The organism is Halomonas sp. KO116, from assembly GCF_000734975.2.
Taxonomy (GTDB): domain Bacteria; phylum Pseudomonadota; class Gammaproteobacteria; order Pseudomonadales; family Halomonadaceae; genus Vreelandella; species Vreelandella glaciei.
The window spans coordinates 58,065-82,923 of sequence record NZ_CP011054.1 but is presented as its reverse complement, the minus strand read 5'-3'; the positions used below and the strand labels follow the sequence as shown (position 1 = coordinate 82,923).

The window sequence follows — 24,859 nt, the reverse complement described above, 5'->3', positions numbered from 1 at the left end:
TATACGCCGATAGAAAGGGTTTTGAGTAAGGCTTATGCCGCGAGGGTATAAACCCCGGTTTCGACCCGGTGGAAGTAGCGTTCATCCTGCAGGCATTGACGTACCTTTGCCTGCCAATGTTGGTTGCCTCGCATCGCTGCAAAGGGGCCCATCATTTGGTAGATTTCCGCAAGACTCATGGTGGAGCCACGTTGGAGAACCCGTCGAACCGCGGCTTTCCAAGTGATGTTCAGCATGTTGTTGGCACGCTGGTTTATGACCGCAAGAAACGCTAGTGAAGTCGCTTTTTTACGTTTAAATACTAAAAGCTTTTCATGGGCAATTCTGACCAGACGGCCGTTATACTTGCGTTGATCACTCACGCAGTTGTGCTGTGTCTTAATGATTTCATCGACCAGCCTTCCGGGTGAAACGCGCTCGACTAGGCTAGAAAGGTTGTAATAAGAACCAGCTTTTCTAAGGTTGCCCATCAGAATTCCATAGTGGCCACCTTCTTCGCAGGCGTCGTGGATATTCAACAACGAGAGCTGCAGGGCCTCGATAAATTCCTCAAGCTCCATGCGTGACATATCCCATTTATTGGGCTCGCCCCACTGGTTGCCAGAATAATTAATCATTGACCAGTAAGGCGGATGCCAGAAGCAAAGGTTCGCTTCTTCACCTGCCGCAGTCAGTAGATCGTCACGCAAAAGGTTGAAGCCTTGGTGTAAATCGGTACCGAAAAAACGCACGCCCATTTCGGTCGCTACGTCCTTCGATGTACCACCACCAACACTGGGATCAACCAAAAGGCCGTCCTGGCGTGTGCGGTAAGTCTCAACGAAGTCTTTAATGATATGGCCAGAGCAATTGCCGCGATAACGGCTGTTACCGTAGTGGCCACGGTCGGGATAGCTGCAGATAGAGTTAGCAAACATAGGAAAGATCCTTTTTAAGGCACGCACAGGCTGTTACAACGCCGTTAAGGGCGATGGGAACAGTATGGGTGCGAGGGTAGGCGCCAGCGTTTAAGTGAGCTGGACGGTTCGATTGGCGCGACAAGCAAGCAAATGCTCACACAGGCGTTTTTTAGGCCTATGCGGGCATACCAGAGAGGGATTCCCTCACAGGATAAATGCCCGCGAGGCAAAGGGTGTAGCAGATCAGTGACGAATTAGCTCAGTGAGTTAGTCGTTATGATGCTTCATTCTACGAAACACCATATAACCACCCGCGCAGAGCGTTCCGATCATGATCACAAGGATCGGTGAAACACCGATAAAGAACTGTGCTGTGCTGCTCATGATTTTTTCTCCGACGCATCTAGCATAGCTTTCAGTGTACTGGCGATGAAAGCAACAACAAAGAAGGTAAACGCTCCTATATAGGCTGTCACTATCTTATCTGGCTTGATAATGGTGCCTAACAGGGCTGCTACCAAACAAGCTGCTGCCATCGTAGAAGATGATCTATCAACTACATCCAGCATAGCACGCATCACTATTGTCTTCATTTTCATGCATGGCGCCCGTTTATGGTCACAGCCTTAGCATCCAAAGCGGCCGCTTCCTCCAAGGACGCTACGAGCCATTGGTAATCATCAGGAATATGCTTTTCGCGCAAACGTCCAGACTCAATCATTTCTGATAGACCGTCATGGAGTGCTTGGTATTTAGCGATAAGCGCTGATGGTACAGAGGGCTTCGTTTGAACGGTGGGGTCAGTCATGGTTATTACTCCGGGTTAGTCCCGGCGAACAACCACCCTGTACGGGAGATTGCCCGCATAGGGAAGATAGAAAACATCTGCAGGCAGACGTAGTAAGAAAGAATACTGGTTAATTTTGCGTGGCCAGTGCTACCACGATTGCTCACTAAAGAGTGAGAATGGGCTTAATATACATAGTGCAGCTTCACGGCGCCAGCCCTGGCAGCTCCCTATACGGGCAAAATAAAAAAAAACCACCTCCGAGGAAGTGGCTATCTGTAGCAGACCAAAGTTCACTTTAAAAAAGCATACCCAGTTGGTTGTGGTTCGACACGACCACATTGACCGGCAATTCATTGCCAACCAATGTCGCCTGGGTGTCCAGCGCCAGCGACTTACAAAGACGCATGCTTAGAACACCACCCGCTTCGTCCCGATAGAGCATGTCATGGACTTCCGATCCGTTCTGGTGATAACAGCGTACCGGATTGCCTTCATAGGCAGCCCAATGCCCCTGCTTAATTGGATAGTCAATCACATAGCGTCCATAGGATTCTTCCAACCACTTTTTGGCCTCGGTTAGAGAAACCGGGATCGAAGATGGCAATCCTTTCTCTAGGCGCACAGCTTTTGAGCAGACCCACTTCTTACCCTGAACTTTCACCACCAGACCAAGGTGATCACCACGACTGCGAGCTCCAGATGCAATGGCTTCTTCGTCATAGTAGGTCTCATAGGTTTCCCCCTGGTATCGCTCAGCCGGGGTAAGCTCATAGGCGGAAATATAGCAGGCGAAACGGGCCCCAAAGGGACCGTATGCGGTTCCAAAAGCAGTATAAAAACGGCCTTGGTAGTGCTTTGCCTTCACCGGCACGATCTTTTCTTTTGTCATCGCTGCGATAGAGCAGGAATTGATCTCCGTTAAGGGCTCCCATAGCTGGGCAGGCACCTCAATGACTTCCGATGGATTCATCATAGCTATCATCCTAATAAAACAGCGCACATAACCCTTACGGGCTATGTACGCTGATGGTGTGGTGCTGCAAGTTGCGGCAGCAATAAAATCAGTAGCATTCGCGCTACACTACGCAGCTATCGCGCTGTGCTGACATACCTTAGCCTTTGCGTCTTTAATGGCCTCATACACCAAATCCGCCAGATAGCCGTTATCACGACCATTAGCATCCTGTAAGGACTTAGTAGTATGAATACCGCCTAACGTCGTTTGTGCAAGCTGTACGCCGGTTTCAAGGCACTCTACCTTGGCATTGAGCCAATAGCAGGCCCCTTTTTCAGCGGCAAATTCACACAACGTGTCGATAGCGATTTCCGAATCCCATGAATCAAGGGCATCTTCATCACCCTGGAGTTCAACCACCACTGAATACTGCGGTGTGGTCTTTTCCCATACGACTCTAGGTTCTGAAACCATCGCATCAAGGATGTTGTACCCCTCACGTTCTAACGCATGTGAAATGGCCGAACCGTCCTCTCTAAGCCACTCAAGGTAGCTATCCCATAACGGCTCACCTTGGGTTATAGAGCTAATCACAGCAGGCCGATCGCCAACGTCGTAGTTGTCATCTTCGGCCAGATCAATCAACTCCTCCCCAAGAAGCGCCTCAGTCTCAACGTTCATACTATTGGGACCGTGGTAACGGCCATTGCCTGTCGGGGAAATAACGACAACCGCCGTACTCCACTCAACAAGTATCTCGATGTAGCGGTTCAGAGACTCGATAGATCGCCGTGTCTTTAGTCGCTTGTAGACGGTGGCTTGACCACTCTCCAAGTGAGCCTTAAACCGCTCAATCAAAGGCGCATGGGTATCAATCTTTCCGTAGAAAGCCATACCGTCGCCCTGGCTGTAGCTAAGGCTGTAACGTACGTCCATATCATCGTCATAACCCAGCTTCGCTAAGCGATGTTTGAAGTAACGATCAATTTCAATCATGGTCCACCTCATGAAATACAGGCAGACCTACCCCCTAGCGGGAATAGGCCCGCCTGGGGGGGAGAAACGCGACTAGCGCGAGAATTAAGCGTTTTGTTGCTCTAAAGAACGCACTAAGGCATCAAAGGCATCGTGCTGAATTATCCGTTCCCGCTTAGCAATTTCTTCGGGGGTATAACCATCTGATTCTTTGGGAGAGAAATTAGCCATATCGGCCAACCCTTCGTTCAGAATGTAGATGATATCGTCCCAATAATGCTCGGGAAGTGTGGCGGTCTTCACCGGCTGTGAAGGATTATCCGGTTTGGTAGTCATAATGTGCCTCCAAAGGCGTTTGAAGCGGTATCCCCAGAAGGGGTCTACAGCAATGAGATCAGACCTATCGCAAGGCCCATGATGCCAAGCCCAGCCCCTAACAGCCCTAGTACAGCTCCTAAGAGGCCAAGCTGGATGCCCAGACGTACGGGAAGATCCGGGTAGGTCGCTAGCCAGCGGATAACCTCCCGGCGACGAGCACGACGGATAACGAGCTGAGCGGGTTGATTGAAGCGAATACCTAAGGCATCCACTCCATCGTAATCCAGCCCAACACTATCCTTACAAACGCCCTTCACACCCCCACTGCCCATGGCATAGCGGATGATCCAGGCACCGTTTTCGGGATTCACAATACACACTGCATTGCGACGAAAAAGCCGTGAGTGATCCTGGCGTTTAGCGTCGATATGTAAGTTGTGAAATCGAGCGATCCCTAGCTGCAACCCAGAGTCTTGTGGGGGCAGCTGAACAACATAGTTCATATGCAACATAGGAAACTCCACATTAGGGAGTGATCAGCCGCGCCTCTTGCATGGCGTTAAGCAGATCGTCAGCGCGAGCCAGGGGCACCGGGCCAACGTAGATAACGTCAACGCCGGATTGGCTTTTAGATAGGAATGCAGGGGAAAGCGGAATCCACTTAGTGCGCCTGAAACAAAACTTGGTGTCCTGTTTCAAGGTGGGCATTTCATCGTGAGTTACCACCATTTCGCCTGCGGCTTGAACGTCTAGCCGCTGTGTAGTGCCATAAGCGAGCAGCACTTTCTTGGCAGACATATCAATGTCGAGGACATAGCCAGGACGGTATTTCGGACCAGGAAGGTTCGGATTTTCGTCTTCTGGCCACCAAACAAGCAGCACACCGCCCACAAGGGCGGATAAAGGGCTATTGGCCATATTTATTCCACCCAGAGGGTCAGTGATGTGTTCGGTTACGCGGCGAGGACACCGTTGCGAACAAACATTTCCTCAAGGGAAGTGCCAAGTTCGCCAGGTGTAGCGTTATCCGAGACGTGCTGGCGCATACCCTCGCTGATAAAGCGATGGACAAGTTGCTCAGCAGTTATACCCAGGCGCGACGCGTGATCTTCCAACCGAACAGGCATGGTCGCCTTAGGGTGGAAAGTCAGCACCATGGTCGGGCATGAGTTGCTAGCGCGTCGCAGAGAGACGCGGGTAATGTGGGTCATTGGGAATGTCTCCAAGAAATAACGGGACACTCCCCATACGGGTAAGTGGCCCGTAGGGTAGGAACTGCGTAAGCAGAGAGGAAAAATGCTGGTTAATTTTGCGTGGCCAGCGCTACCACGTCAGATCGTTAAGCAACGATAGAAATTTGAATATACCACGCTAATAGCCCAATGCCAGCCCCCGGCGTTTCATAGGCGTTGGTCAGGTCACCACAAAACCGCTTTTGACTACGTTGACCAATGCCCTTATCGAAAAATACCTTCTTCTCCAATGGCCACCGTTTACCTGCCTTCTATAAAGGATCAAATCCAAGGGATTAATTTGCGACTCAAACATACCGTGGCATAATTATTTTAAGCTCTCGGGAAATTCGGAATATATAAATGAAGAAAGGTAAAAGTATCTACGACATTGCGGTTACCGTCGATGTAACGTTGGACACTATTGTTAATAACGGCCCAGATGAAGGCATTAAGGTTAGTTACCTTCGCAATATTGAATGTCGTGTTTGTAGTAGTTTTAGAAAATCCTCCAGTGGGATCAAACACTGTAAAGTCTGTCTCGATACGCAGATCGAAAATATAAGCCACACGGCCACATTGACGACGCCACCTCCTCACATCGACAACAGAGGCATGACACTTTACTACAAAGAACACGGTCATTATTCCCCGGAGACGAACTCGTATGGGCTACTTTGCGCCAGCTTCAACATAAGTAAAGAAAGTGGGGTATTAATTGAAGGGAAAGATATTGTCAAACCACTATGGATCACTCCCTTTCAAGCAAAGATTGGCGGGAAGATACCAATAGGTGGAAGCTTTAACGGAAGACCTAACATTATAGTACGCCCAGATCAGTTATCACACGGTAATCGTATACGGATAAAAGATATGGGTGGGTATCAAATAAACGATAAAGAACGCGGGCATCTATATTTTGCCGTCAACATAAAGGATGACGATCAGCACGCACCTAGCGACGATGAAATAGCCGCCGTTAAGCGTATTGAGGAACTAGAACTCCTTATAGAAAACTTACAACTGAACGTATCTCACCTAAAAACCCAAAACGCTAATCTGATAGATACCGTTGAGGAATCTGCCACTTCATCCGAAGCCTCCTGGAACGCGCAAGGTGCCTTAAAGGTCATCGAGGACTTGCTACCCTCCATAGATAGCCTGGAAAAAGCACTAGAGAATATGTGCGCCCCTGGCGATCAAGCCCATCGGGAAGGTGTCACCATGATTCTGGATCTGCAGCGCAAGGCGCTTGCCAAGCACGGTGTTGTTCCAATTCCCGCTCTGGGGCATAAATTTAACCCTCACCAGCACGAAGCAGTAGCGGTTAGTCACGATACGGGCCGTGCAAAAAATATCGTTACCGATGTATTGCAGGAAGGCTATACCCATGCGGATCGCTTGCTTCGCCCTGCCCTGGTACGGGTTAGCGGGTAATTGGCTCTATCCACTTGCTGCGTGTCTTGTCTACCCATTTCATGGCACAAAAAAAGCCGCTCCCCTGGGTAGGAAGCGGCTGGTAGGAAGTTAGATGCTACTCAATGGGTAGCGGTCGGCCCGTGGCAGCATGCAGAAGCACTTTGCCAGTGGGCATCAAGGTATAAAGCTCTACCGCGCCAGCGCAAAGGTTCTCAAACATTTGCGCCTCCTCGGCATTACTCATAGGGACGTAGCTCATGCTACTGACCCGCCGACACAAGCCATTGTCAGTTTCGCTTACAAAGAACTCTATACCCTGGTGGATATCGAGCCCTGTAGGGCGCTGTGACGCTGGTACAGCGTAAAATGCCTTTAGCACTGCCTGGGCATTACACCCAAGCGTATGCGCGTTATACGGCTTTCTAGCGGCTTTCATGCTGACTCCTTAATGATCAGGATTAATCACGGGTTGGTCACTCAAAAGAGCCAGCGTTTGCCGCTCACCTTTCTCATGGAGAACTTTCGTCAGCAACCGGCGAGCAAAGCCTTTCCCAGACGCTCTACGCATTGAAAAGCGCGCATGAACGTTTGGGGTCATGGAGGTCAGCGTAATACCGGTGGCCACGTCTGCTAACCACTTACGACCATTAAGATCGTAGGTCGCAAACAAACGATGTTCACCGGCAATATCGGCCATGAAAGACTGGCCACTGACTTCAACCATTTTACCGTTTAGCAGGATAAAGAAGGTCATGGTCGCGTCTCCCATTACGACGCCACGGCGAACGTGGTGGCCATCATGGGGGAAGCAAGCAATGCTGCATTTTCACGACGCACTAGGCGACGTTGAATGCACGCATCTTTAAACCCGGAGCGGTAGGTAGAAGCCAGCGGGGTGCCTTCAACACACACGGGGGCGCTGCAAAAGACGGTCGAAGAAGATCTGCCAACGGCATAGGCTTCGTCGTACACATCTTTTTTAAGCTCCTCCCAGATTGCATCCGCACCAAAGCCGTCATCAAGTGCCGACAACGCCATGGCGTGATTGAGCTTTTGGGTTACGCGAGCCGTAAAAGAGAAACGAGAGGTCATAGGTAGTGCTCCATAAAAAACGAGCACTACCCCCTAGCGGGGATAAGTGCCCGCAAGGGTGAACCCGGTTAACCGGGTAGTTAGAAGCTGGCGCTAGGCGACAGCGGTAATCGTGCGTGCCGGATCGGCAATCAAACGGCCAGCCAGGTACAGCGCTGGGGAATAGAGCATAATGCGGTACGCCGACACAGTTTCAGGAAACCAAAAGGTACGGGCATTGCCATCAAGCGCATACACCCAGCCACCTTGATCAATCTGGTGATCCAACGCGTCATTCAAATTTTGAAATTCGCGCATCCCTTCAACCGCGGTTGATAACTGCATCAAACAACTCCCTTTGTTAATTGCCGTCAAAGCCAACAAACTCGCATTGCCAATGGCCTTTATACACCTCTGAAATTTCATAAGGTATCGCGCCCGTGGTAATACGAAGATTGCTAAATAGCTCACCTTCACGGTAGCCCTGCTCCAGCATGCTACTGATTTGATCAAGCGCAAGTACCTCAAGATCCTCTTTATGATCATCAGGTACATCGCCACCACTTACCGGGTGGATGCGATAGGTAATGTTTAAGCGACGTTCCATTAGCTCACCTCCACTTGGCGAAAGGCATGAGGCGTGAGCCAGGTATCCGGCGCCAAGTAATCAACCCACTTAGTGAGATAGACGCCATTGTACTGCGCGCACATCCTCACAATGGAGCCTGTTAAGGGTTCAGCCACCAGAAAGTAAGTCATTCCCAGTTTCGTACCTTGCCGTAACGCTGGCATTACCTCCAGGTACTTTATGAAACACGCTTTGGTAATCAACTCAGGTGGCTTATCAAAATAAGCCTTTTGGTGGTACGAGGCCAGGTACGTGTCGTACGCGGCATCATCCAGCACCGCAATTTGCCGGTGTTGATTGCGCGGGTGATCAACAAACTCCTCAACGGTAAGGTTACGGTCTTTGTTCTCCGACATATCGCGTGTACACGTCACCACATTGTTGATGGCCAAGGTGATCGGAATACCATCAAAGGTAATGAGATCGACTACATAGCCGTTGGTGGCGAAGGTGGGCATAGATAGGTTCATGGTAGTGCTCCAAAAAAAGCGGGGCACTACCCCAATGGGGATAAGTGCCCCAAAGGGTTAAGTAAAAGTTCGCAGGAGTTTAGCTTACGGCTAACTCACTCGACTCAGCGAGGAAGTTATCGGTTGCTGACTCCAATGCATGCAAAAAATCATCATCATCAATGACTGCGGCATGCATTAAGTCACATAGCAAATCAGATAACGAAGTCTGCACGTCTACGTCACTGCCAGTCATTAAGCCGTAGAGTGCAATCACATCCTTTGCTCGCGCTGTCCGGGTATCAATAGACTCGACAACAGGCGCGGGTGTGGTGATAGCCGTCGGCACGGTGGGATGTTGCTCATTGGCTAAACAATGAAGTGCATGCAGCATGGCGCTCGTTGCGCTGTCAGGCCCAAGGTGGGAAACCGCAAGGCCAATTTGCTGGTGAAACAGATCGGGTAGGATTTCAAAGTTGTCACGAAGATTAGACGCCAAGGTATACACCCAAGCACCATTTTCATCGCAGACAATCTCATAGTCACCATCAGTACCAAAGGTGCCGACAGTTCGCCAAATAGCGCCAGGAGGCGTGATTCGATCCTGCCCGTGTTCATCACCATCAGTGATTTCAACTTTACTGCGCAGACGGGTTCCTTCCGCGAGAAGGATAAGGTCAGAGTCAGTATGCAGGTCCAGGTTTATATCGGTCATGAGAAGTCCTTAACAGAGAGACGCCAAGGACATTTCACCCGCTATCGGGAGAAATGCCCGATAGGCGAGTTGGGGAGAATACTGGTTAATTTTGCGTGGCCAGTGCTACCACGTCAGATCGCTAAAGAGCGATAGAAAACCAAATATAACACGGTCGTAGCGCGTTGCCAGCCCATGTGATCAATCTTGTTCACGTTGGTGTAGAGGTACACAAGGGCATTAATGGCAAAACTCAAAGCCTTTTTCAAGCTGTTCGGCTAACCCATGGCTGTCATACCAGAATGGCTCGCCTATTTAGTTTTTTCATTTATCTAACGTTCCCAAGCGGATCAGCAGAATAAAAACTGCCCTTAACCATTAATCCAGTAAAGCGATCGAATTTGTTATCGAAGAACACTTTCGTATCAATAGATCACTTAGTAACTCGGCGTCATTTGCCGCATCCACGCAATCACGAGTCAAAGCTTGCGTAAGCGATTGACGCAGCCATTCGCTTGTTGCAGGTGATGCGAGAATTGAGGAGATAACGTCGTCTATCGGTACATCCCCACCGTCTTTTCTTGAAAATGACATTGTATTTGAGCCTCAATACTTACGTTCTCATATAAACCTGATTCAGTAGACCAATCATAACTGTTAACAACGAAATAACTGATGACAATTTTGCATGGTCTGCTCATGGCTTGAGCCATGAATGTAAGGTTATTGCTGGCGCGTATAGAAGCGCCAGAGATATTTAAACAATTCGTTAATCAAAGGCGCTCACCCGGTTTCTACCGTCTAGCGCGTTGATACGATTGCTTCCGTCAAGTGCGTTAATACGGTTACTGCCATCCAGCGCGTTGATGCGATTGCTACCGTCAAGTGCGTTAATACGGTTACTGCCATCCAGCGCGTTGATGCGATTGCTACCGTCAAGCGCATTCGGGCGGTTACGGCCGTCTAATATGTTTGGAGCTTTCCAATCGCTAGGAACGCTGATCACATTATCGGCACTCTGCTTGTCTAGTGACTTCCATTCATCGTGCGCGTCTGAGGCGTTTGCACCACTTGTGCCGAACGCCATCACGCTAGCAAAAGAAATAATAAGGCACGCAGCACCCATCCATGTTACTTTTTTTAGCACAACACACTCCATTTTGATTGATATAGAAGCAAATATTCTAATTATTGCGGATATGCATCTATGTCGCCCTCGCCATCGCAAGCCACGCTCATGCTTAGCAATAGAAATATGAGAATTTGCACGGCTACTGCTACCCAAAAAAGAAGCATTGATTCTTTTCCTTGATCAGTCGCGTGTAAGTGCTTCGGGCCAATCTGTAACCCTATCCAATGGTTGTTCTGAGCCACCAGCCAAAAGCGACGCACCCAGCCCCGTAAAAGAGCCAAACCCACGACGGCAACTTGCGATTATCATTTGGCATACGGTGTTTTCCTATGTTACTTGCTTTGGCTGCGGTTCAAACGCTCGATCAATTTCTAGTCGCATGCTATTGATCATTTCCATTTGCTGATATGCCTGCGCCTGAGATATGCCGCCCGTTGTTGATGCGCCCATTATCAGACCGGAAAGTGTCGCAAGATAAATACGAGCCTGATTTTGACGGCCCTCTTTAACCGCAGTCAGTAAATTCCGAGTTGTCTCATCACAGATATTCTTAAAAGCCGAGCCGCGATCTTGGGTTGTCATTACAGTTTTACCCCTTTTCCTTGATCAGTTGGTTATTTCAAGTCGGTGTCCAGTGGATTCGATTTGTCGCGCCCCGTCCATGTCAGTGGAGGCCGGTCCTTAAATTCATCAAGTTTAATTTTTTTGGGTGGCTTTTTGCTGAAAGACTTTCTGCCATCTTTAATCATTAAAAACAGAAGTAGTGATCCAATACATAGGAATAATAATTCTTTCATTATATCTCCTGAAAATTCGGCAGTTGGCTGCAGCTAGCGAATGGCCCCGATAATCCTACTTTTCAGGCCTCGAAACGTTAGTGTTGCATCTATTTCTAGCTGCCTACACGGCAGAACACTGCTCAGAATACGAAGTTCTACGCCTGGTTTGATTTCTAGCTGCCTACACGGCAGAACACTGCTCAGAATACGAAGTTCTACGCCTGGTTTGATTTCTAGCTGCCTACACGGCAGAACACTGCTCAGAATACGAAGTTCTACGCCTGGTTTGATTTCTAGCTGCCTACACGGCAGAACACGGCTGTGGATATCGAAAGCTCATCAGGAATATATTTCTAGCTGCCTACACGGCAGAACACTAATGGTTTTAAAATGCAAGACTTTGATATGGATAGCATACCGACGAATAGAACGCGTTTACCCTTATTTCACCATCCTACGTAACTATCTATTTAATTTACAAAATTTATGGCCCCAGAAATTAGGGTCAAAGCTTAATAACAGTATGTAAGGGGGCAACACAGCTCTCTAACGGGCTCTCCCAGTATGGGAATTGTGTAGCTGCTATGGTGGTGGTTACGCCATCAAGTGCATGGCCATCACGCACCCAAACATTGACCGGTAGCGGACGCTGAGGCAGACCATCATCATTCACCCACGAGAGGTCTGCATCCATCGGCGAGATATCCAGCTGTACGATCTCACCTTGGCCCTGCTGCGCGTGCCTTCCCAAGCCTAATATGCACTGCATCCACAACTCGATTGTTTCAATATCTCCAACGCCATAGCAGGCGGCTAGGGGAGTGCGCAACGTCGTCATTACCGACAGTTTATTGGCATAGTCTCCCCTGGACTTATCAATAGAAGGATACGGAACACGAGCAACTTTCCCTTTTTTGGTTTTTTTTGGGCCTATTAATTGAGTATCTAAATCCCAATGCTTAAGGGCACGCACCTTGACGAGGTTTTCGTAGAACGCAGCGTTACTCAAGAAAATGGATGAAGCTTTGAAAATGCCACTTTCAACGTCCCGCGCCAGCGGCATAACATCCGCCAGCTTTGCCCCACGTAGCCCGGTTAATGCCTCGCCGGCAAAAGATAAAAGCCCATCAAGCGTTGTATTGAAGGGCATTACAACCGGCGAGGCCAGTGTCATGGTCATTTTGAAGGGTTGCATTAAATATCCTCCGGCATATACATAGCGCCATCATTCAGCAAAATAGAAGCCTGCTTAAAGCTGTCTTTGAACCGTGCCGGAATGGCGTCGAGCAAGCGGCGGTTATAGTTCCGTGACGAAATAAACGTCATTCGCTCTTCCAGGATCGGATCGAAGCTGCTGCGCCAGTGCTGAGGCAAAGGGAAGCGTGGATCACTGACCCAAACCGTGCATTCGTCATCGTAAGCACGAATACCGCGCCCTAGGCCTTGTGCCAACTGCTGGCGCACGTTCTCTTGCGCGTGCTGATGTATGATCTTGTCAACTGCATCATCGCTGTAACCGTTATCGCGTAGATGTATGCGCAATCTAAAATCGGCATCGCCGTCAGGTGGGGCGTACGGGATACGATGAATGAGCAGGTTTTTTACGAGCCCTGGGGCATCTACCCCTTCCCAGCCAGCCGGCGTGATAAGCACTGCATTATCATGTGCTTGAAAGAGGGTTAAGGCCTGCTTTAATGGCTCCCTGCGCTGATGAACGATTAGATTAATGTCAGGTGCAATCTGACGGAGTGCCTGGGCAAGACCTGCAGTATCGCGCCAGCTCAGGGTTAACGCTAGAACACGCTCACCACAGCTGGCAGCCTGTTTGAGCATTTGCGCACTGTATGCCAGCCACTCGGCATTCGTTTCAACCAACGTCTTAAAGTGGCGAACTATTTTCTTTGTCGGCAACGGGATAGTCGGGTCAGGTAAAACAAAATGCATCGTGCCGAACACTCGGGGGGCGTGGCGCACCATTAGATCCGTCTGCACATTATGGACGGGCAGATTGTCTTTACCTGGATGTCGGATAATCCCAAGTTTGCGCGATAGTCCATCGAAAGCCTTTGGTAAGGGATCGCCAGGAGGCCCGAGTGTAGCCGAGGTAAGGACAACGCTGTTAAGCAGTGGGCGAGGCGGCAACAGTTCATTTAATGTGTCATTGTCTCCTTTAGATAGAGGTGCCCACAGCCGGTTTAAGGTCCGGCCAGCATCAGGCTCCCCTATGCCTAAACTAGGGTACTCTTTGATCGGGGACCATGAAACTATCGGCGTTCCAAATGCTTTTTGTTCCAGCGCTTTATTCAAGAGGGCTGCGTCGTGACAATGGTCTAGCGCCTCTCTCAATAAGTCCTGATGAGCTTTTATTTGCGTATCTCTTAACAGATCGTCGCGCATGTGACTCATTAAGCGCTTTGACGCCTGAATGGCTGTTTCTGAGAGTGTCTGGAAATGTTCACGAATACCGTAAATAGCGCGTGCCGAGGCATAACGGCTTTCTGCGTATTCGTGTTGAGCCTGTAAAAATGTCTTCAGCGCATCGCTCTTGTCTGCCAGGACTTGCCAAAAGCGGCTTTCGTTGCGATCGCCACGCTCAGAGAACCGGTCCGCAACGCGCCGGCTGAGGTGTGAAAAACGAACTAGTGACAGTGAATCACTTAGCACCGACTCTGCAACAGCGGGTAGTTTATGGGCTTCATCAACCACCAACGCTCGTAGCGCTCTGCCCTCTTCACTTGCGGCATCAAGAATAGCCCCCCAGCGGAATGCATTAAGCACCAGCAGCGAGTGATTCACTATCAAGATGTCAGCTACTTTGGACTCACCGACATCGCGTCGGTAAGCTTGCGCGTCATCATCATCGCTATACTGATCAAGTGTTAACTGGTTGCGAGTCAGCTCTCCGGGCAAATCGATTCCGCGTTCCTGGAGGAAGTCATCAAGCACGCCTGACCCGTCTTCTAGCCAAGTGCTAAGTAGCTCTACCCATGACCGCAGCGTGGAACCACCCTCCTCGGCTTTGGTGGGCGCCTGTGGCAGGTCTGACAACAACCGCGCCACCTTACTGGGCGATACATAGTTCGTCTTACCCACACGTCGAGCAATATGTAGCGCTTTTCCCGTGAGCGTCTGAATCCAGTCACTTACATTAAGAGCATCTTTCTCTAACATCTGCCGTTGCAGCTGGCGCGAGTGCGTAGAGACGGCGCAGCGCTCCCCTGTGGTGGCGGCATACGCGGAGAGCGCTGTGAGGTAGGCCAATGTCTTGCCCAAGCCTGTAGCCGCCTCCAGCATCCCAATCGCTGTTTTATGTCTTGCCCGATCGTAGCCGCATAGGATGGCAGCACAGCGCTGAGCGTAGTCGTGCTGTTGCGCTGAGTAACGATAACCGTTCTCTACGGCCACGCCCTTTTCACCAAGAATCAGTGTGACGATTACTTGTACCTGCTCTGTTTCGCTGGTGCTGCCAGGACGTTGGGGGGCTACTGTTGCCATACGGCCTCCTATCACTGCTCAGTGCTTCCAATTAACGGTACCGGCACACCCAGGCCGTAGCTTTTGGCACCAGGAGGATCGGCCAACAGTGTTTTAGCCTGATCGCTAAACACTACCTTGCGACGAATAAGCAGCGGGAACAGGGTTTTCGTGGATGAGCTCATCATCTTTATGTAGTTGCGAGGGTAACGGCACTGATCTAACGGCATCGGCTTAGGCTCAGAAAACTCGGGAAGCGGCTCGCCTGCTTTGAGCGCTCTTGCCACGGCTCTTTTTTGATGGCGACGCTCGCGTGCGGAGTGTGTTGCCTTAGCCCGAAGTGTCACGCCCCACCTAGTTGTATCGTTAATCTGAGGAATTTCGGACATTTTCTCAATCACGATCAAGTCGTGTTGGGCCAACGGTTGAATACGCTGGATGAGATCGGGTAAATGTTCGGCTGTGCCATAGAGACGAGCCACAAATCCCATGCCTATGTCGCAGAACCCTGGAAAATCTATAAAGCAGGGCCGCTCTTTCGGCTGTAAATGGATCGCGTACACCACGCGACCCCATATTTCAGGGGCCAGCGAGCCATTACGCAACACGATATCTTGATAATGTGTCAGCGCGGGGGGCATGGTTTACACCTTCTCTGGCTGATTGAAGTTCCAATTGCCCTCTTCAATAAAGGCATCAAAGGCTTTCTGGGCAGATATCAGCGGTTCACCGGTTACCGTGATCGTTTCAAAAGTCGGCATTTCGACAAGACCAATCTCTTTTTTACCGGCCGTCGTCACTTCATAAACCGTCCATTCGCCACTTACCAACCCGTTTCCGTTGGCATAATGAGCACCCAAAATGGGCTCTAGCCCGAACCGATTCAGTGTGGCGAGAAAAAGCCCCAAATCAACGACTGTTGCACGTCGCATGATAGTTTTTTGAGACATTCTGGCGCCTTGTGGAATCGCCTTCCACCCCGCCAGCGGCATACCAATAGAGTTTTTGCTGCCAGACTCATCGCGGATACTGGCCATTTTGGTTTCAAGGGCATCTAACTGATCGGTAATCGTCTGTGCAGACTCAGTGCTACCACTATCGAGCGCCTCATAATATGAGCGTTTGAGCTTAGTAGCTTCTCCCTTTAGGCGTGAAAGCTCACGATTTCCAGAAGCCATGTCGGTCAATCGGATCAAATCAGCATTGCTTAAAAAGTCTGCCTGGTCTGGATCACGATAGATATCATCTACACGCGCTCCAGAAAAAATCACTGGCTCCAAAGGCTCTTCACAAATAGCGTTACCGATGCCTAAGCGCCCAGACACAAAACCTGCCGTGCCTGCATCACCTGCACCGAACAAATTGATCAAGGGGTTTTTAGTGCGCAGCTCCGCAATGCGGACCACCGACGATTTATCTTCTTCGCCGGCGCCTTTAATACCACCCAGCGACAGCATCAGATGAGTGTCCAGATCGAAGGGCTTGTCATTACCTGTTTTGTTTATGACGCACTCACGAACCACATCACGGCACGCACGGCGTAGCCCGCCCCGAATACCCGATGCCGGGAACATTAAGCGCTCCCCCATATGCGTCTGCGTGGTTGGAATAGGTGTTGGCTGGTTTTTCTTGCCTTCACGGTCCAATAAGTCCTTTGAGCACGTTGCCAGCGGCTGCTCTGCAACCAGGCGTCCCTCAAAGATGTACGTTTTATGCGACATAATTCCAGCCTTTGAACGGATTGTTTGAAGTGGCGCTACTTAGTGATCGTGGCGCATTGCCAATATTAGGAAACAAAGGTATCGTAACTCTCGATTTCTGGCAACATGATATTATAAATTATATACGGAGGTTAAATGTCACTTAACTCGCGGGCGATTCATTTTTATCATGAGCACCTGGGGCAGTACTTAGCGCCTGGGGCTACCCCTTCAGACTCTGTAGCACCCTCCTTGCCTACCCGAACCAAAAAAGCTCGAGAGGCCCGATCAACTGACCCCTCCGCACCATTAGATATACGTCGAGTGGGCACCGGCATGCCCGTGTTCTACATCGTCACTGAAGATCACGCTTGGTTTCTCTCGAACGTGGAAATTGACGAAACTACTGAGGTCACATCAGTACGAATTGACAATGATGATGGGAAAGTGGCTATTAGCGGCACGCAGTATATCGCGCACTGGCTGTACCATGACGCGCCAGATGATCGTCCGTTTCTGATTGGGAGTATCGAAAAGGCGAACCCTGTCCCTTCGATGAGGTTATCCATGCCGCCGATGACGGTTTACTATTGCACTACATCAGGTAAAACAGGAACGCTCTGTATTCACCTGGCTGACTATCGAAGTGACATCGCCATTCTCAAAAAGAGCGGCATACCATGGAAAGGCGTCAAAAAGGGGCTTGTCATACAGAAAGGACTGGCGAAAACAGTGGCTAAAGAGGCCTCAACAGGAAAACAGGAAAGTTTCACTTTGCAGCGCCAAGAGCAGACTCTACGCAAAGATATGAAACAGCTGCAGAACAAATACCCTGATTTTCTGAACATCCTGCGGAGTTTGCAGGTAATGGCCGACTCCCCTAACGCCATAGTCATGGATTGGTTTTTTGCAAATGACAACGTGTTTGGGGCAAAAAGTCACGATACAGCATAAGCGCTGTTCTGCCGAAGAGGCAGTTGGAGAGGTATATAATTTTTAGTTGAAGTTTCTGCCGAAGAGGCAGTTGGAGAGGTATATAATTTTTAGTTGAAGTTTCTGCCGTGCAGGTAGCTATAAATTATTGATAAGAGTGACTGCTCCCCACCCTACGTCGCTACGCGACCACGGGTGAGTCTTCCCAGGTCAATGTGGTGGGCTAAAGCTGCCAAAATTGCACAACGTTGCCGTGTCAGCTTAGATTGTGCGGTCTACATTTGGTCAAAGATGTTTCTGGCCGCGTCGGTCATCGGATAGCTTGACCGGGTGCGTCCGCCATAATAGTAATTATTGACGGCATCCCAAATTGGAAGTTCATTGCCGCCAGCTTCGTTCATGAGAAACCAGGCAGCTGCCCTATAGTTTTCACAAGGGTTCGTCTTGATTTCCTCCATCGACGAGTCGATATTGTCCGCGACATAATTGATTGTGAACTCACCCAATCCCATAGGGCCATGCTCAGGCAGCTGGTGGGGTAGTGGTGGCGGGATGTTGTTTTCGTTGATAGCCAACGCTTGGAGCACTTTTACTGGCGCACCGAACTCAGCGCCAGCATCAAGACCGCACTCAGGCAGCTCATTTGCCCAAGCTGGGCCTATAATCAGTGCCACAAGGGTAGCGAAAAGGATTTTATGCATTGGTTTCTTTTCCTTGAACTTATAGCCACCGCAACGGGGCCGGTACTTCAACTGAGTTTCCAGCATGCTCGATGACAGCAGCTAGAGATTCACTGCCTACCTGTTCGGCACATTGGACGAACGAAACGGGAACCGATTCAGGTGACAACTCACCAGGGCGCTTTTGGCAAAGCTCTCTGTAGCGGGCCACGGTTTCAAATCCATCAGGATTCGATTTAGCCCATGCTTGAATCGCTTTCTCTCGCTCACTATCCACGGCTTTCATCGTGACGTAAAATTGAGCACCCACCAGGGCGACCGATACGACCATTACCGCAGCAACAGCTCTAAGAACCAGCTTCATCTTCACAGTCGCTTTTCCGCAATGCCTGATAGGCGCGCATATCTATGGGCACCGGGGCGTTGGTCACTTCATCAAAAAAGTCTTGTGTTAGCGTCAACTGGCTTTCCTCCTCTAGCGATCTCGGAAAAGCCACTGAGGTGTTACTTCATGCTGGCCATTTTCATCGGTAATAAACAGCGAGCCGTCGCTGATCATGACTGCCCAGTTAATGGACCGCGGCAGATCTTCTGCTATCGTAGCAAGTGCCTCTTGCGGTAGCCCCGCTACATGTACATTCTTGAGCGACGCCACCGCCGGTAGCACTTTATTTTCCCAAAGATCTACTCGCCCATAAGCTAATAGTGACACCCTCTCAGCACGGCGTGAACACCAAGTAAGACGTTCTGCATCCGGCAACCCTACTTCTATCCAATGCAGCACGCGACCATCCAAGCTTTTTTCCCACAAGGCAGGCTCGTCAACATCGGAAAGACCGCGACCAAAAGCGAGCGCTTCGCTATACCACAATAAGTAGGCGATCAAGCGTGCGCACATCCGGTCTTCGGTTTCAGAAGGGTGCCGAGCCACCGTAAAACGCAGCGTCTCATAGACATTGCGATCAAGGTCCGTCAGGTTGACATCAACTTTGTAAGGGGTAGCACTCAACGCCATTGGAAATATCCATCTAAAATTTTCGCCAGTGTAGCGGATTTATCAAAATACAGGGCGACAGTACGCTAAACCGCGCGGTAATCGTTTAATAAAGGGCCGTTTTTAAACGTGTCCTGCTCGTGCATTGGCTCACGCCAAGTTTCTGCCAATGCTGCTTGGTACCACTCCTCCATCGCCGGAAGTGCAAGTAGACGCTGACCATAAGCCAATGATGCATCGCTCAGCGGCAAGTTAAACGTCTGTACCCGAAATGCGACGGGGGCGTAAAACGCATCCACAGCTGATAACTGCCCCCCTGCCAGAAAGGGGCCTCCAAAGCGTTCAAGGCCTTCCTGCCATAGCGTATCAAGCCGTGCCAAATTGTTGCTTAGCCCTGCTGAAAGCTCTTTAAGCCCAACACGCACGCCGCAGTTCATTGGACACTCAGCGCGCAGTGCACCAAACCCGCTGTGCATTTCAGCGCTGGCACAACGTGCCCAGGCGCGTGCTGCTTTGTCTTCCGGCCACACACCTGGGTACGTTTCAGCAAGATACTCAACAATAGCCAACGAGTCCCATACCGTCACCTCATCATCCGAATCCACCAAACATGGCACCAAGCCAGAAGGTGAGAAACGCGTAAAGGTGGCATGACTGTCCCCCACTCCACCTTCAAATGGCATAACATGTTCATTGAAGGGGATATTCAGCGCCTTCATTAGCACCCAAGGGCGCAGCGACCAAGACGAGTAATTCTTGTTGGCAATATACAGATCAAACATGCAGCGCTCCTTGTGAATACCGACAACAGCTGAAGCCAACTATCGAGCACAAAAGAGGGGTGACGTAGCCGCCACCCCTTAAATGAGCAAAACTTAGTTAAGCACAGATTAGAAGTTGGGTTTGCGCTTTTCAACGAAAGCACTCATGCCCTCTTTCTGCTCTTCGCCAGCAAAACAGAATGCAAACAGGCTGGTTTCCAGCGCCAAGGCGCTATCAAGGTCTTGATCTAAACCATCGTGAACGGCTTGCTTCGCGCCACGCACTGATAGAGGGCCGTTGCCTTTAAGCTGCTTGGTGAGCTCTTCTACATAGCTTTCAAGCTCAGCCTGGGGCATGACACGGTTGACTAGCCCAATGCGCAGCGCTTCTTGAGCATCGATTTTTCGGCCAGTGGTTACTAGATCAATCGCCATGGCAGGCCCAACACGACGCGGCAACCGCTGGGTGCCGCCAAAACCGGGAATCACACCTAGCAACACTTCAGGCTGGCCGAAGACAGCGTTGTCGCTAGCTACTGCCCAGTCGCAGGCCAACGCCAATTCGCAGCCGCCGCCAAGGCAAAACCCGTTCACTAGCGCGACCACCGGCACGGGCAATGTTTCTAAGCGCTTAATAGTACGCAGTGCCTGGGTAGCAAAAGCACGCGCTTCTTCTGGCGTTTTATCGCGCATTTCGGTGATATCAGCACCGGCAACAAACGACTTTTCACCAGCACCGGTAATGATGACAGCGCGTAAACGTGGATGCGTTTCAAGCTCTACAAGATGAGCTTCTAAGGCACTCAGCACATCACTGTTCAGTGCATTCAACGCCTTAGGGCGATTAATCGTCAGACGTACCACACCGTCGTTATCAACTTTTTCAATCACTGCATCGCTCATACAGGCTCCTTAATTGTTATTACGCATTTAAAGTGAACACCTACCAACCCTAGCGAACGCTTGGTTGGTAGGCAATCACTTCTTTTGTCGCGCTTGACTGACCTGATGCGCTTACGCGTGCTCACTCGTATATATGAAAGCCGCGACCGCTCTTACGTCCCAGATACCCCGCATCCACCATGCGCTTTAGCAGCGGGCAGGGGCGATATTTAGGATCGCCAAACCCTTCTTGCAACACATTCATGATCGCCAGACAAACATCAAGACCAATCAGATCCGCCAGCGCCAACGGCCCCATTGGATGGGCAGCGCCAAGCTTCATCGCTTCGTCAATGGCCTCTGGCGTTGCGGTTCCTTCTTGAACAATAAAGGCGGCTTCATTAATCATTGGCACCAACAAGCGATTAACCGCAAAGCCCGGTGAATCACCAATCGGTACCGCTGTTTTACCCAGCGCTTTTGCCAACGCTTCTATGCGCTCAACGGTGGTATCAGAAGTCTGCTCAGCACGAATCACTTCCACTAATTTGAGCACCGGCACTGGGTTAAAAAAGTGCATGCCCACTACCCGCTCAGGACGTTCGCACACGGCAGCCAACCGCGTTAGCGAGAGCGACGAGGTGTTAGAGGCAAGAATAGCATCGCTACTTAAATGACTCAGATCACGAAACAGCTTCTCTTTCAGCGCGGGTTGTTCTGGTGCGGCTTCAATAATAATACCGCAGTCACTCAACGCTTCGAGATCAGTGGTCGTGGAAAGCCGCGCCAGTGCTTCTTGCTTAGCCGGCTCGCTCATTTTTTCTTTTGCGATCAGCTTGCCAAAGCCTTTATCAATATTGCCTTGGGCGCGGGTAAGCTGCTCATCGGCGACATCAAAGAGACGAACCGTAAAACCACTGGCAGCGACGACCTGAGCGATCCCCTGCCCCATGGTGCCTGCTCCCACTACACCGATTGGTTGTTCACTCATCGTTATTTATCCCCTGAATCAGTGCTGTTTCGCTTCTTCGCGCAAAACAAATTTTTGAATTTTGCCCGTAGACGTTTTTGGCAATTCGCTAAAAATGATTGTCTTCGGTACTTTGAAGCTCGCTAAATGCTCTCGGCAATGAGCAATAATGTCGGCTTCAGTAATTTCACCATAACCGATTTTTAATTTAACAAACGCGCATGGAGTCTCGCCCCACTTTTCATCGGGCTTGGCCACAACGGCGGCTTCTTCTACTGCAGGGTGGCTATAAATGGCATCTTCTACTTCAATAGTGGAGATATTCTCACCGCCAGAAATGATGATGTCTTTAGAGCGGTCTTTAATTTCGATGTAGCCATCCGCATGCCAAACCGCGAGATCGCCGGTGTGATACCACCCTCCTTCCAGGGCTTTCTCAGTGGCTTCGGCATTCTTCAGATAGCCCTTCATTACGTTGTTGCCGCGCATCAAAATTTCACCAATGGTCTGACCATCTTTCGCGACGGGCTCAAGGGTCAACGGGTCGGCGACACAAAGCGCTTCAAGCATGTGGTAACGCACTCCTTGACGCGCCTTAATCTTGGCACGGGACTCCAGCGGCAACTCATTCCATGCTTCACGCCAAGCGCACACCGTCACCGGGCCATATACCTCTGTTAACCCGTACACATGGGTCACTTCAATGCCGAGTTTCTCAACGCCAGCAATGACTGATGCAGGCGGCGCGGCACCTGCTGTGGTCACTTTCACGGGATGATCAAATTCCCGCTTCTGATCAGCTGGCAAGTTCACAAGGCCGTTCAGTACAATCGGCGCACCGCTGAAATGCGTGACCTTCTCATCCACAATCAGGTCATTAATCCGCTTTGGATCAACTTTGCGTAGGCACACGCTAACACCGGCGTTAGCGGCAATTGTCCAGGGGAAACACCAGCCGTTACAGTGGAACATCGGCAAGGTCCAGAGATAGACCGGATGATGCGGCATGGCCCACTCTAAGATATTGCTGACCGCGTTTAAGTAGGCGCCACGGTGATGGTAAACCACCCCTTTGGGCTTACCCGTGGTGCCCGAGGTATAGTTCAGCGAAATCGCTTGCCACTCATTTTCAGGCAGCTTGTAGGCATAGTCAGCATCACCTTCGGCGAGCAATGCTTCGTACTCAACCTCACCAATACCTTGAGTTTCGCCTAAAAACTCCAGATCGAAAACGTCAATAATCAGCGGTTTATTGTCTAATAAGGCAACGGCTTCGTTGATGACCTGTGCAAACTCAGGATCAACAAGAACAGCTTTCGCTTCACCATGGGCCAGCATGTAGCTGATGGCTTCGGCATCCAGGCGAATATTCAAGGTATTGAGCACACAGCCTGCCAGAGGCACCCCAAAATGGGCTTCAAACATCGCCGGAATATTAGGCAGCATCGCCGCTACCGTTTGGCCGGGCTGAAGACCGCGCTTTTCAAGCGCTGACGCCAATTGCCGACAGCGAGTCCATGTTTCTGCCCAGGTGCGGCGTGTTGTGCCATGCACCACCGCCGCGTAATCAGGATACACCGCCGCCGAACGCTCAATAAACGTCAACGGAGAGAGCGGTACATGGTTAGCAACGGTGGGCGGCATGCCCTGCTCAAAAATGGATGCGTTCATAAATCACCTTTTATGTTGATCGTTTTGGTGTTGATCATCTTTATCGTTAGCGCTGATCTTGCTCTTCCGTGTCTTGGCTAGACGAAGGCTCACGCCCGAGCATATTTGTTTTTTGCACTAACACGTACAGTACGACCCCGGCGGCTAACCCCCACCCTGCACCATATACCGCCAGCACTACGGCCATCGTGCCTGCAACGCCACGCTCAGCAGTGGTTTTAGTCTGTTCAATTCCCACCATTAAGCAAATATAGCCAGTCAGCAGCAGAGTAAGCGAGAGCGCAATGGGCAGCACCGGCTGAAACATGCTGACCAATGGCAGGGTAAACAGCGCAATAAAGCCGGTAATCCAGAACGTGCCACCGCCGCTATAAATCGATTCCATTGCATGTCGGCCATTCTTATAACGCTCAGCCATGGTCGCCGTTACAGCAGTCCAGATCGGGCCCGCCAAGCCAGGATAGGGAGCAAAAAAAGCATGCATACCATTGCGAATAGCGGTGACGTGGTGGATACGATCCGTGCTGTAGTCGATTTTTTCATCGGTACGAATATGGTCAACACGAGACATCAACGTCCGCCCGACGACAATATCGCCGAACGCGATGACGTAGGCGATCACCGCAGTGGGTATGGCCAGCATAAAGACATCAACGCCAGGAAAGCCGACTGTAAAAGGTAGGTAGTTCCACATCTCGATGAAGTTCGGCTGGGTAATCCCCCACTCAATAGTAGGACGTGGGTACTCACCAATCGCCCAAGCCACCAGGATCGCAATAATCATGCCTGGCACCATGCCGTAGTTGGCAATTTTACGCATGATCGCGTGTTCTTCTACCCAGCGCTTAAAGGCCACCGAAAAAAGCATAAATATGGCAATTAACATACCAGCGATTAATGATACCGGGGTCTCAGCTAAGCGCCCGCCCTGCTGTATTTCACCCGTAATAGCCGCGATGCCTGCACCAATAATAATGCCTGCCTGAAGGGAGTTAGGAACCAAGTGAACCAGCTTACGACCCAGCCCGGTTACCCCTAAAATTAAGAAAATCAGAAAGACCAAGAATTGAAGTGCAAACAACGCCTGAATAGCCTCTGGGCCTGGCTCAAAATCTCCTAGGAAGGCCAACACCACCGGCACTGCGGGCGTTATCCAACCAGGCACCATTGGCACGCCTAGCAAGGCAGGAAGCATAAAGCCGACGCCGCACACCACCACATAAGCCAAGGCAACATCATAAGGTAAGCCAAGGTACTGCTCTAAAAGCGGAATCATCGCCAGGCTAACCACAAACATGATGAGCCCTTGAATCATCTCCGCCATTTCCCAGCGATAATGGACAAAAGGTAGTCGCACTTTAAACGGCCCCAGGGGCCAGTATGGCTGCTCTTCGCCGTGCTGGCGGTGCTTAAGTTGCATGAAATGCTCCTTGGTTTGAGTCATTAATGTTGT

General features: G+C 50.4%; 32 protein-coding genes. 2 read left to right on the top strand and 30 right to left on the bottom strand.

Annotation, left to right across the window (positions count from 1 at the left end):
* Positions 1 to 32 precede the first annotated feature (32 nt).
* From KO116_RS23385 to KO116_RS23345, 9 genes are all read right to left on the bottom strand, one after another.
* Complete coding sequence (locus KO116_RS23385) at positions 33 to 917, bottom strand: hypothetical protein (RefSeq protein ID WP_035565448.1); 885 nt, start codon at positions 915 to 917, stop codon at positions 33 to 35.
* Positions 918 to 1,279: 362 nt separating this feature from the next.
* Positions 1,280 to 1,498 (bottom strand): hypothetical protein, encoded by a 219-nt coding sequence (locus tag KO116_RS23380; RefSeq protein WP_035565450.1) that lies wholly within the window; start codon positions 1,496 to 1,498, stop codon positions 1,280 to 1,282.
* On the bottom strand, positions 1,495 to 1,707 hold the full coding sequence (locus KO116_RS23375) for a hypothetical protein (protein WP_035565452.1): 213 nt from the start codon (positions 1,705 to 1,707) through the stop codon (positions 1,495 to 1,497). The genes KO116_RS23380 and KO116_RS23375 overlap by 4 nt, the downstream gene beginning before the upstream one ends.
* Positions 1,708 to 1,984: 277 nt before the next feature.
* Positions 1,985 to 2,662 (bottom strand): hypothetical protein, encoded by a 678-nt coding sequence (locus KO116_RS23370; RefSeq protein WP_035565455.1) that lies wholly within the window; start codon positions 2,660 to 2,662, stop codon positions 1,985 to 1,987.
* A gap of 108 nt (positions 2,663 to 2,770) precedes the next feature.
* The gene (locus tag KO116_RS23365; RefSeq protein WP_035565457.1) at positions 2,771 to 3,640 is read right to left on the bottom strand and encodes a hypothetical protein; all 870 of its coding nucleotides are present in this window, start codon (positions 3,638 to 3,640) and stop codon (positions 2,771 to 2,773) included.
* Between the two features lie 84 nt (positions 3,641 to 3,724).
* Entirely contained in the window at positions 3,725 to 3,955 is a 231-nt protein-coding gene (locus KO116_RS23360) for a hypothetical protein (RefSeq protein WP_035565459.1), read from the bottom strand.
* 44 nt (positions 3,956 to 3,999) lie between these two features.
* On the bottom strand, positions 4,000 to 4,449 hold the full coding sequence (locus KO116_RS23355; protein ID WP_052703880.1) for a hypothetical protein: 450 nt from the start codon (positions 4,447 to 4,449) through the stop codon (positions 4,000 to 4,002).
* A 13-nt stretch (positions 4,450 to 4,462) separates the two neighbouring features.
* Positions 4,463 to 4,855 (bottom strand): hypothetical protein, encoded by a 393-nt coding sequence (locus KO116_RS23350; RefSeq protein ID WP_035565461.1) that lies wholly within the window; start codon positions 4,853 to 4,855, stop codon positions 4,463 to 4,465.
* A 35-nt stretch (positions 4,856 to 4,890) separates the two neighbouring features.
* Complete coding sequence (locus KO116_RS23345) at positions 4,891 to 5,148, bottom strand: hypothetical protein (protein ID WP_035565463.1); 258 nt, start codon at positions 5,146 to 5,148, stop codon at positions 4,891 to 4,893.
* Positions 5,149 to 5,532: 384 nt separating this feature from the next.
* Here KO116_RS23345 and grpE point away from each other — a divergent pair, with 384 nt between their 5' ends.
* A complete protein-coding gene (gene grpE / locus KO116_RS24385) occupies positions 5,533 to 6,606 on the top strand; it encodes a nucleotide exchange factor GrpE (RefSeq protein WP_052703879.1) in 1,074 nt (357 codons plus the stop codon).
* 97 nt (positions 6,607 to 6,703) lie between these two features.
* Here the strand turns inward: grpE and KO116_RS23335 are convergent, their stop codons facing one another.
* From KO116_RS23335 to KO116_RS23270, 13 genes are all read right to left on the bottom strand, one after another.
* A complete protein-coding gene (locus KO116_RS23335) occupies positions 6,704 to 7,024 on the bottom strand; it encodes a hypothetical protein (RefSeq protein WP_035565465.1) in 321 nt (106 codons plus the stop codon).
* 9 nt (positions 7,025 to 7,033) lie between these two features.
* Positions 7,034 to 7,342, bottom strand: a complete 309-nt coding sequence (locus KO116_RS23330) for a hypothetical protein (protein WP_035565467.1) — start codon at positions 7,340 to 7,342, stop codon at positions 7,034 to 7,036.
* A gap of 14 nt (positions 7,343 to 7,356) precedes the next feature.
* Entirely contained in the window at positions 7,357 to 7,680 is a 324-nt protein-coding gene (locus KO116_RS23325) for a hypothetical protein (protein WP_035565470.1), read from the bottom strand.
* Positions 7,681 to 7,773: 93 nt separating this feature from the next.
* The gene (locus KO116_RS23320; RefSeq protein WP_035565473.1) at positions 7,774 to 8,004 is read right to left on the bottom strand and encodes a hypothetical protein; all 231 of its coding nucleotides are present in this window, start codon (positions 8,002 to 8,004) and stop codon (positions 7,774 to 7,776) included.
* Between the two features lie 16 nt (positions 8,005 to 8,020).
* Positions 8,021 to 8,266, bottom strand: coding sequence for a hypothetical protein (locus tag KO116_RS23315; protein WP_035565475.1), 246 nt, complete (start codon positions 8,264 to 8,266; stop codon positions 8,021 to 8,023).
* Entirely contained in the window at positions 8,266 to 8,757 is a 492-nt protein-coding gene (locus KO116_RS23310) for a hypothetical protein (protein WP_035565478.1), read from the bottom strand. The genes KO116_RS23315 and KO116_RS23310 overlap by 1 nt, the downstream gene beginning before the upstream one ends.
* 79 nt (positions 8,758 to 8,836) lie before the next feature.
* Positions 8,837 to 9,451: a hypothetical protein gene (locus KO116_RS23305; protein WP_035565481.1), complete on the bottom strand. Its 615-nt coding sequence runs from the start codon at positions 9,449 to 9,451 to the stop codon at positions 8,837 to 8,839.
* Positions 9,452 to 10,199: 748 nt separating this feature from the next.
* Positions 10,200 to 10,577 carry a hypothetical protein gene (locus KO116_RS23300; RefSeq protein WP_144408663.1) on the bottom strand — a complete coding sequence of 126 codons (378 nt, stop codon included), beginning with the start codon at positions 10,575 to 10,577 and terminating at the stop codon, positions 10,200 to 10,202.
* Positions 10,578 to 10,889: 312 nt separating this feature from the next.
* Positions 10,890 to 11,144, bottom strand: a complete 255-nt coding sequence (locus KO116_RS23295) for a hypothetical protein (RefSeq protein ID WP_035565487.1) — start codon at positions 11,142 to 11,144, stop codon at positions 10,890 to 10,892.
* A 702-nt stretch (positions 11,145 to 11,846) separates the two neighbouring features.
* Positions 11,847 to 12,536, bottom strand: coding sequence for a hypothetical protein (locus KO116_RS23285; RefSeq protein ID WP_035565491.1), 690 nt, complete (start codon positions 12,534 to 12,536; stop codon positions 11,847 to 11,849).
* Positions 12,536 to 14,836, bottom strand: coding sequence for a helicase C-terminal domain-containing protein (locus KO116_RS23280; RefSeq protein ID WP_035565494.1), 2,301 nt, complete (start codon positions 14,834 to 14,836; stop codon positions 12,536 to 12,538). Before KO116_RS23280 ends, KO116_RS23285 begins: the two co-directional genes overlap by 1 nt.
* A gap of 11 nt (positions 14,837 to 14,847) precedes the next feature.
* On the bottom strand, positions 14,848 to 15,456 hold the full coding sequence (locus KO116_RS23275; protein WP_035565497.1) for a type I-F CRISPR-associated endoribonuclease Cas6/Csy4: 609 nt from the start codon (positions 15,454 to 15,456) through the stop codon (positions 14,848 to 14,850).
* A 3-nt stretch (positions 15,457 to 15,459) separates the two neighbouring features.
* Positions 15,460 to 16,461 carry a hypothetical protein gene (locus tag KO116_RS23270; protein WP_144408662.1) on the bottom strand — a complete coding sequence of 334 codons (1,002 nt, stop codon included), beginning with the start codon at positions 16,459 to 16,461 and terminating at the stop codon, positions 15,460 to 15,462.
* Between the two features lie 210 nt (positions 16,462 to 16,671).
* Here KO116_RS23270 and KO116_RS23265 point away from each other — a divergent pair, with 210 nt between their 5' ends.
* Complete coding sequence (locus tag KO116_RS23265; RefSeq protein ID WP_035565503.1) at positions 16,672 to 17,469, top strand: hypothetical protein; 798 nt, start codon at positions 16,672 to 16,674, stop codon at positions 17,467 to 17,469.
* 254 nt (positions 17,470 to 17,723) lie between these two features.
* On the opposite strand, the gene KO116_RS23260 is transcribed toward KO116_RS23265, so the two are convergent.
* From KO116_RS23260 to KO116_RS23225, 8 genes are all read right to left on the bottom strand, one after another.
* Positions 17,724 to 18,149: a hypothetical protein gene (locus KO116_RS23260; protein WP_035565507.1), complete on the bottom strand. Its 426-nt coding sequence runs from the start codon at positions 18,147 to 18,149 to the stop codon at positions 17,724 to 17,726.
* 19 nt (positions 18,150 to 18,168) lie between these two features.
* Positions 18,169 to 18,498 (bottom strand): hypothetical protein, encoded by a 330-nt coding sequence (locus KO116_RS23255; RefSeq protein ID WP_158414230.1) that lies wholly within the window; start codon positions 18,496 to 18,498, stop codon positions 18,169 to 18,171.
* A gap of 105 nt (positions 18,499 to 18,603) precedes the next feature.
* Positions 18,604 to 19,143 carry a YaeQ family protein gene (locus KO116_RS23250; RefSeq protein WP_035565511.1) on the bottom strand — a complete coding sequence of 180 codons (540 nt, stop codon included), beginning with the start codon at positions 19,141 to 19,143 and terminating at the stop codon, positions 18,604 to 18,606.
* Between the two features lie 65 nt (positions 19,144 to 19,208).
* Positions 19,209 to 19,904 carry a glutathione S-transferase family protein gene (locus KO116_RS23245; protein WP_035565513.1) on the bottom strand — a complete coding sequence of 232 codons (696 nt, stop codon included), beginning with the start codon at positions 19,902 to 19,904 and terminating at the stop codon, positions 19,209 to 19,211.
* Between the two features lie 108 nt (positions 19,905 to 20,012).
* Positions 20,013 to 20,786: an enoyl-CoA hydratase-related protein gene (locus tag KO116_RS23240; RefSeq protein WP_035565515.1), complete on the bottom strand. Its 774-nt coding sequence runs from the start codon at positions 20,784 to 20,786 to the stop codon at positions 20,013 to 20,015.
* A 121-nt stretch (positions 20,787 to 20,907) separates the two neighbouring features.
* A complete protein-coding gene (locus KO116_RS23235) occupies positions 20,908 to 21,756 on the bottom strand; it encodes a 3-hydroxybutyryl-CoA dehydrogenase (RefSeq protein WP_035565516.1) in 849 nt (282 codons plus the stop codon).
* 18 nt (positions 21,757 to 21,774) lie between these two features.
* A complete protein-coding gene (locus KO116_RS23230; protein ID WP_035565519.1) occupies positions 21,775 to 23,406 on the bottom strand; it encodes an acyl-CoA synthetase in 1,632 nt (543 codons plus the stop codon).
* Between the two features lie 46 nt (positions 23,407 to 23,452).
* The gene (locus KO116_RS23225) at positions 23,453 to 24,826 is read right to left on the bottom strand and encodes a solute carrier family 23 protein (protein WP_035565521.1); all 1,374 of its coding nucleotides are present in this window, start codon (positions 24,824 to 24,826) and stop codon (positions 23,453 to 23,455) included.
* Between the last annotated feature and the right edge of the window lie 33 nt (positions 24,827 to 24,859).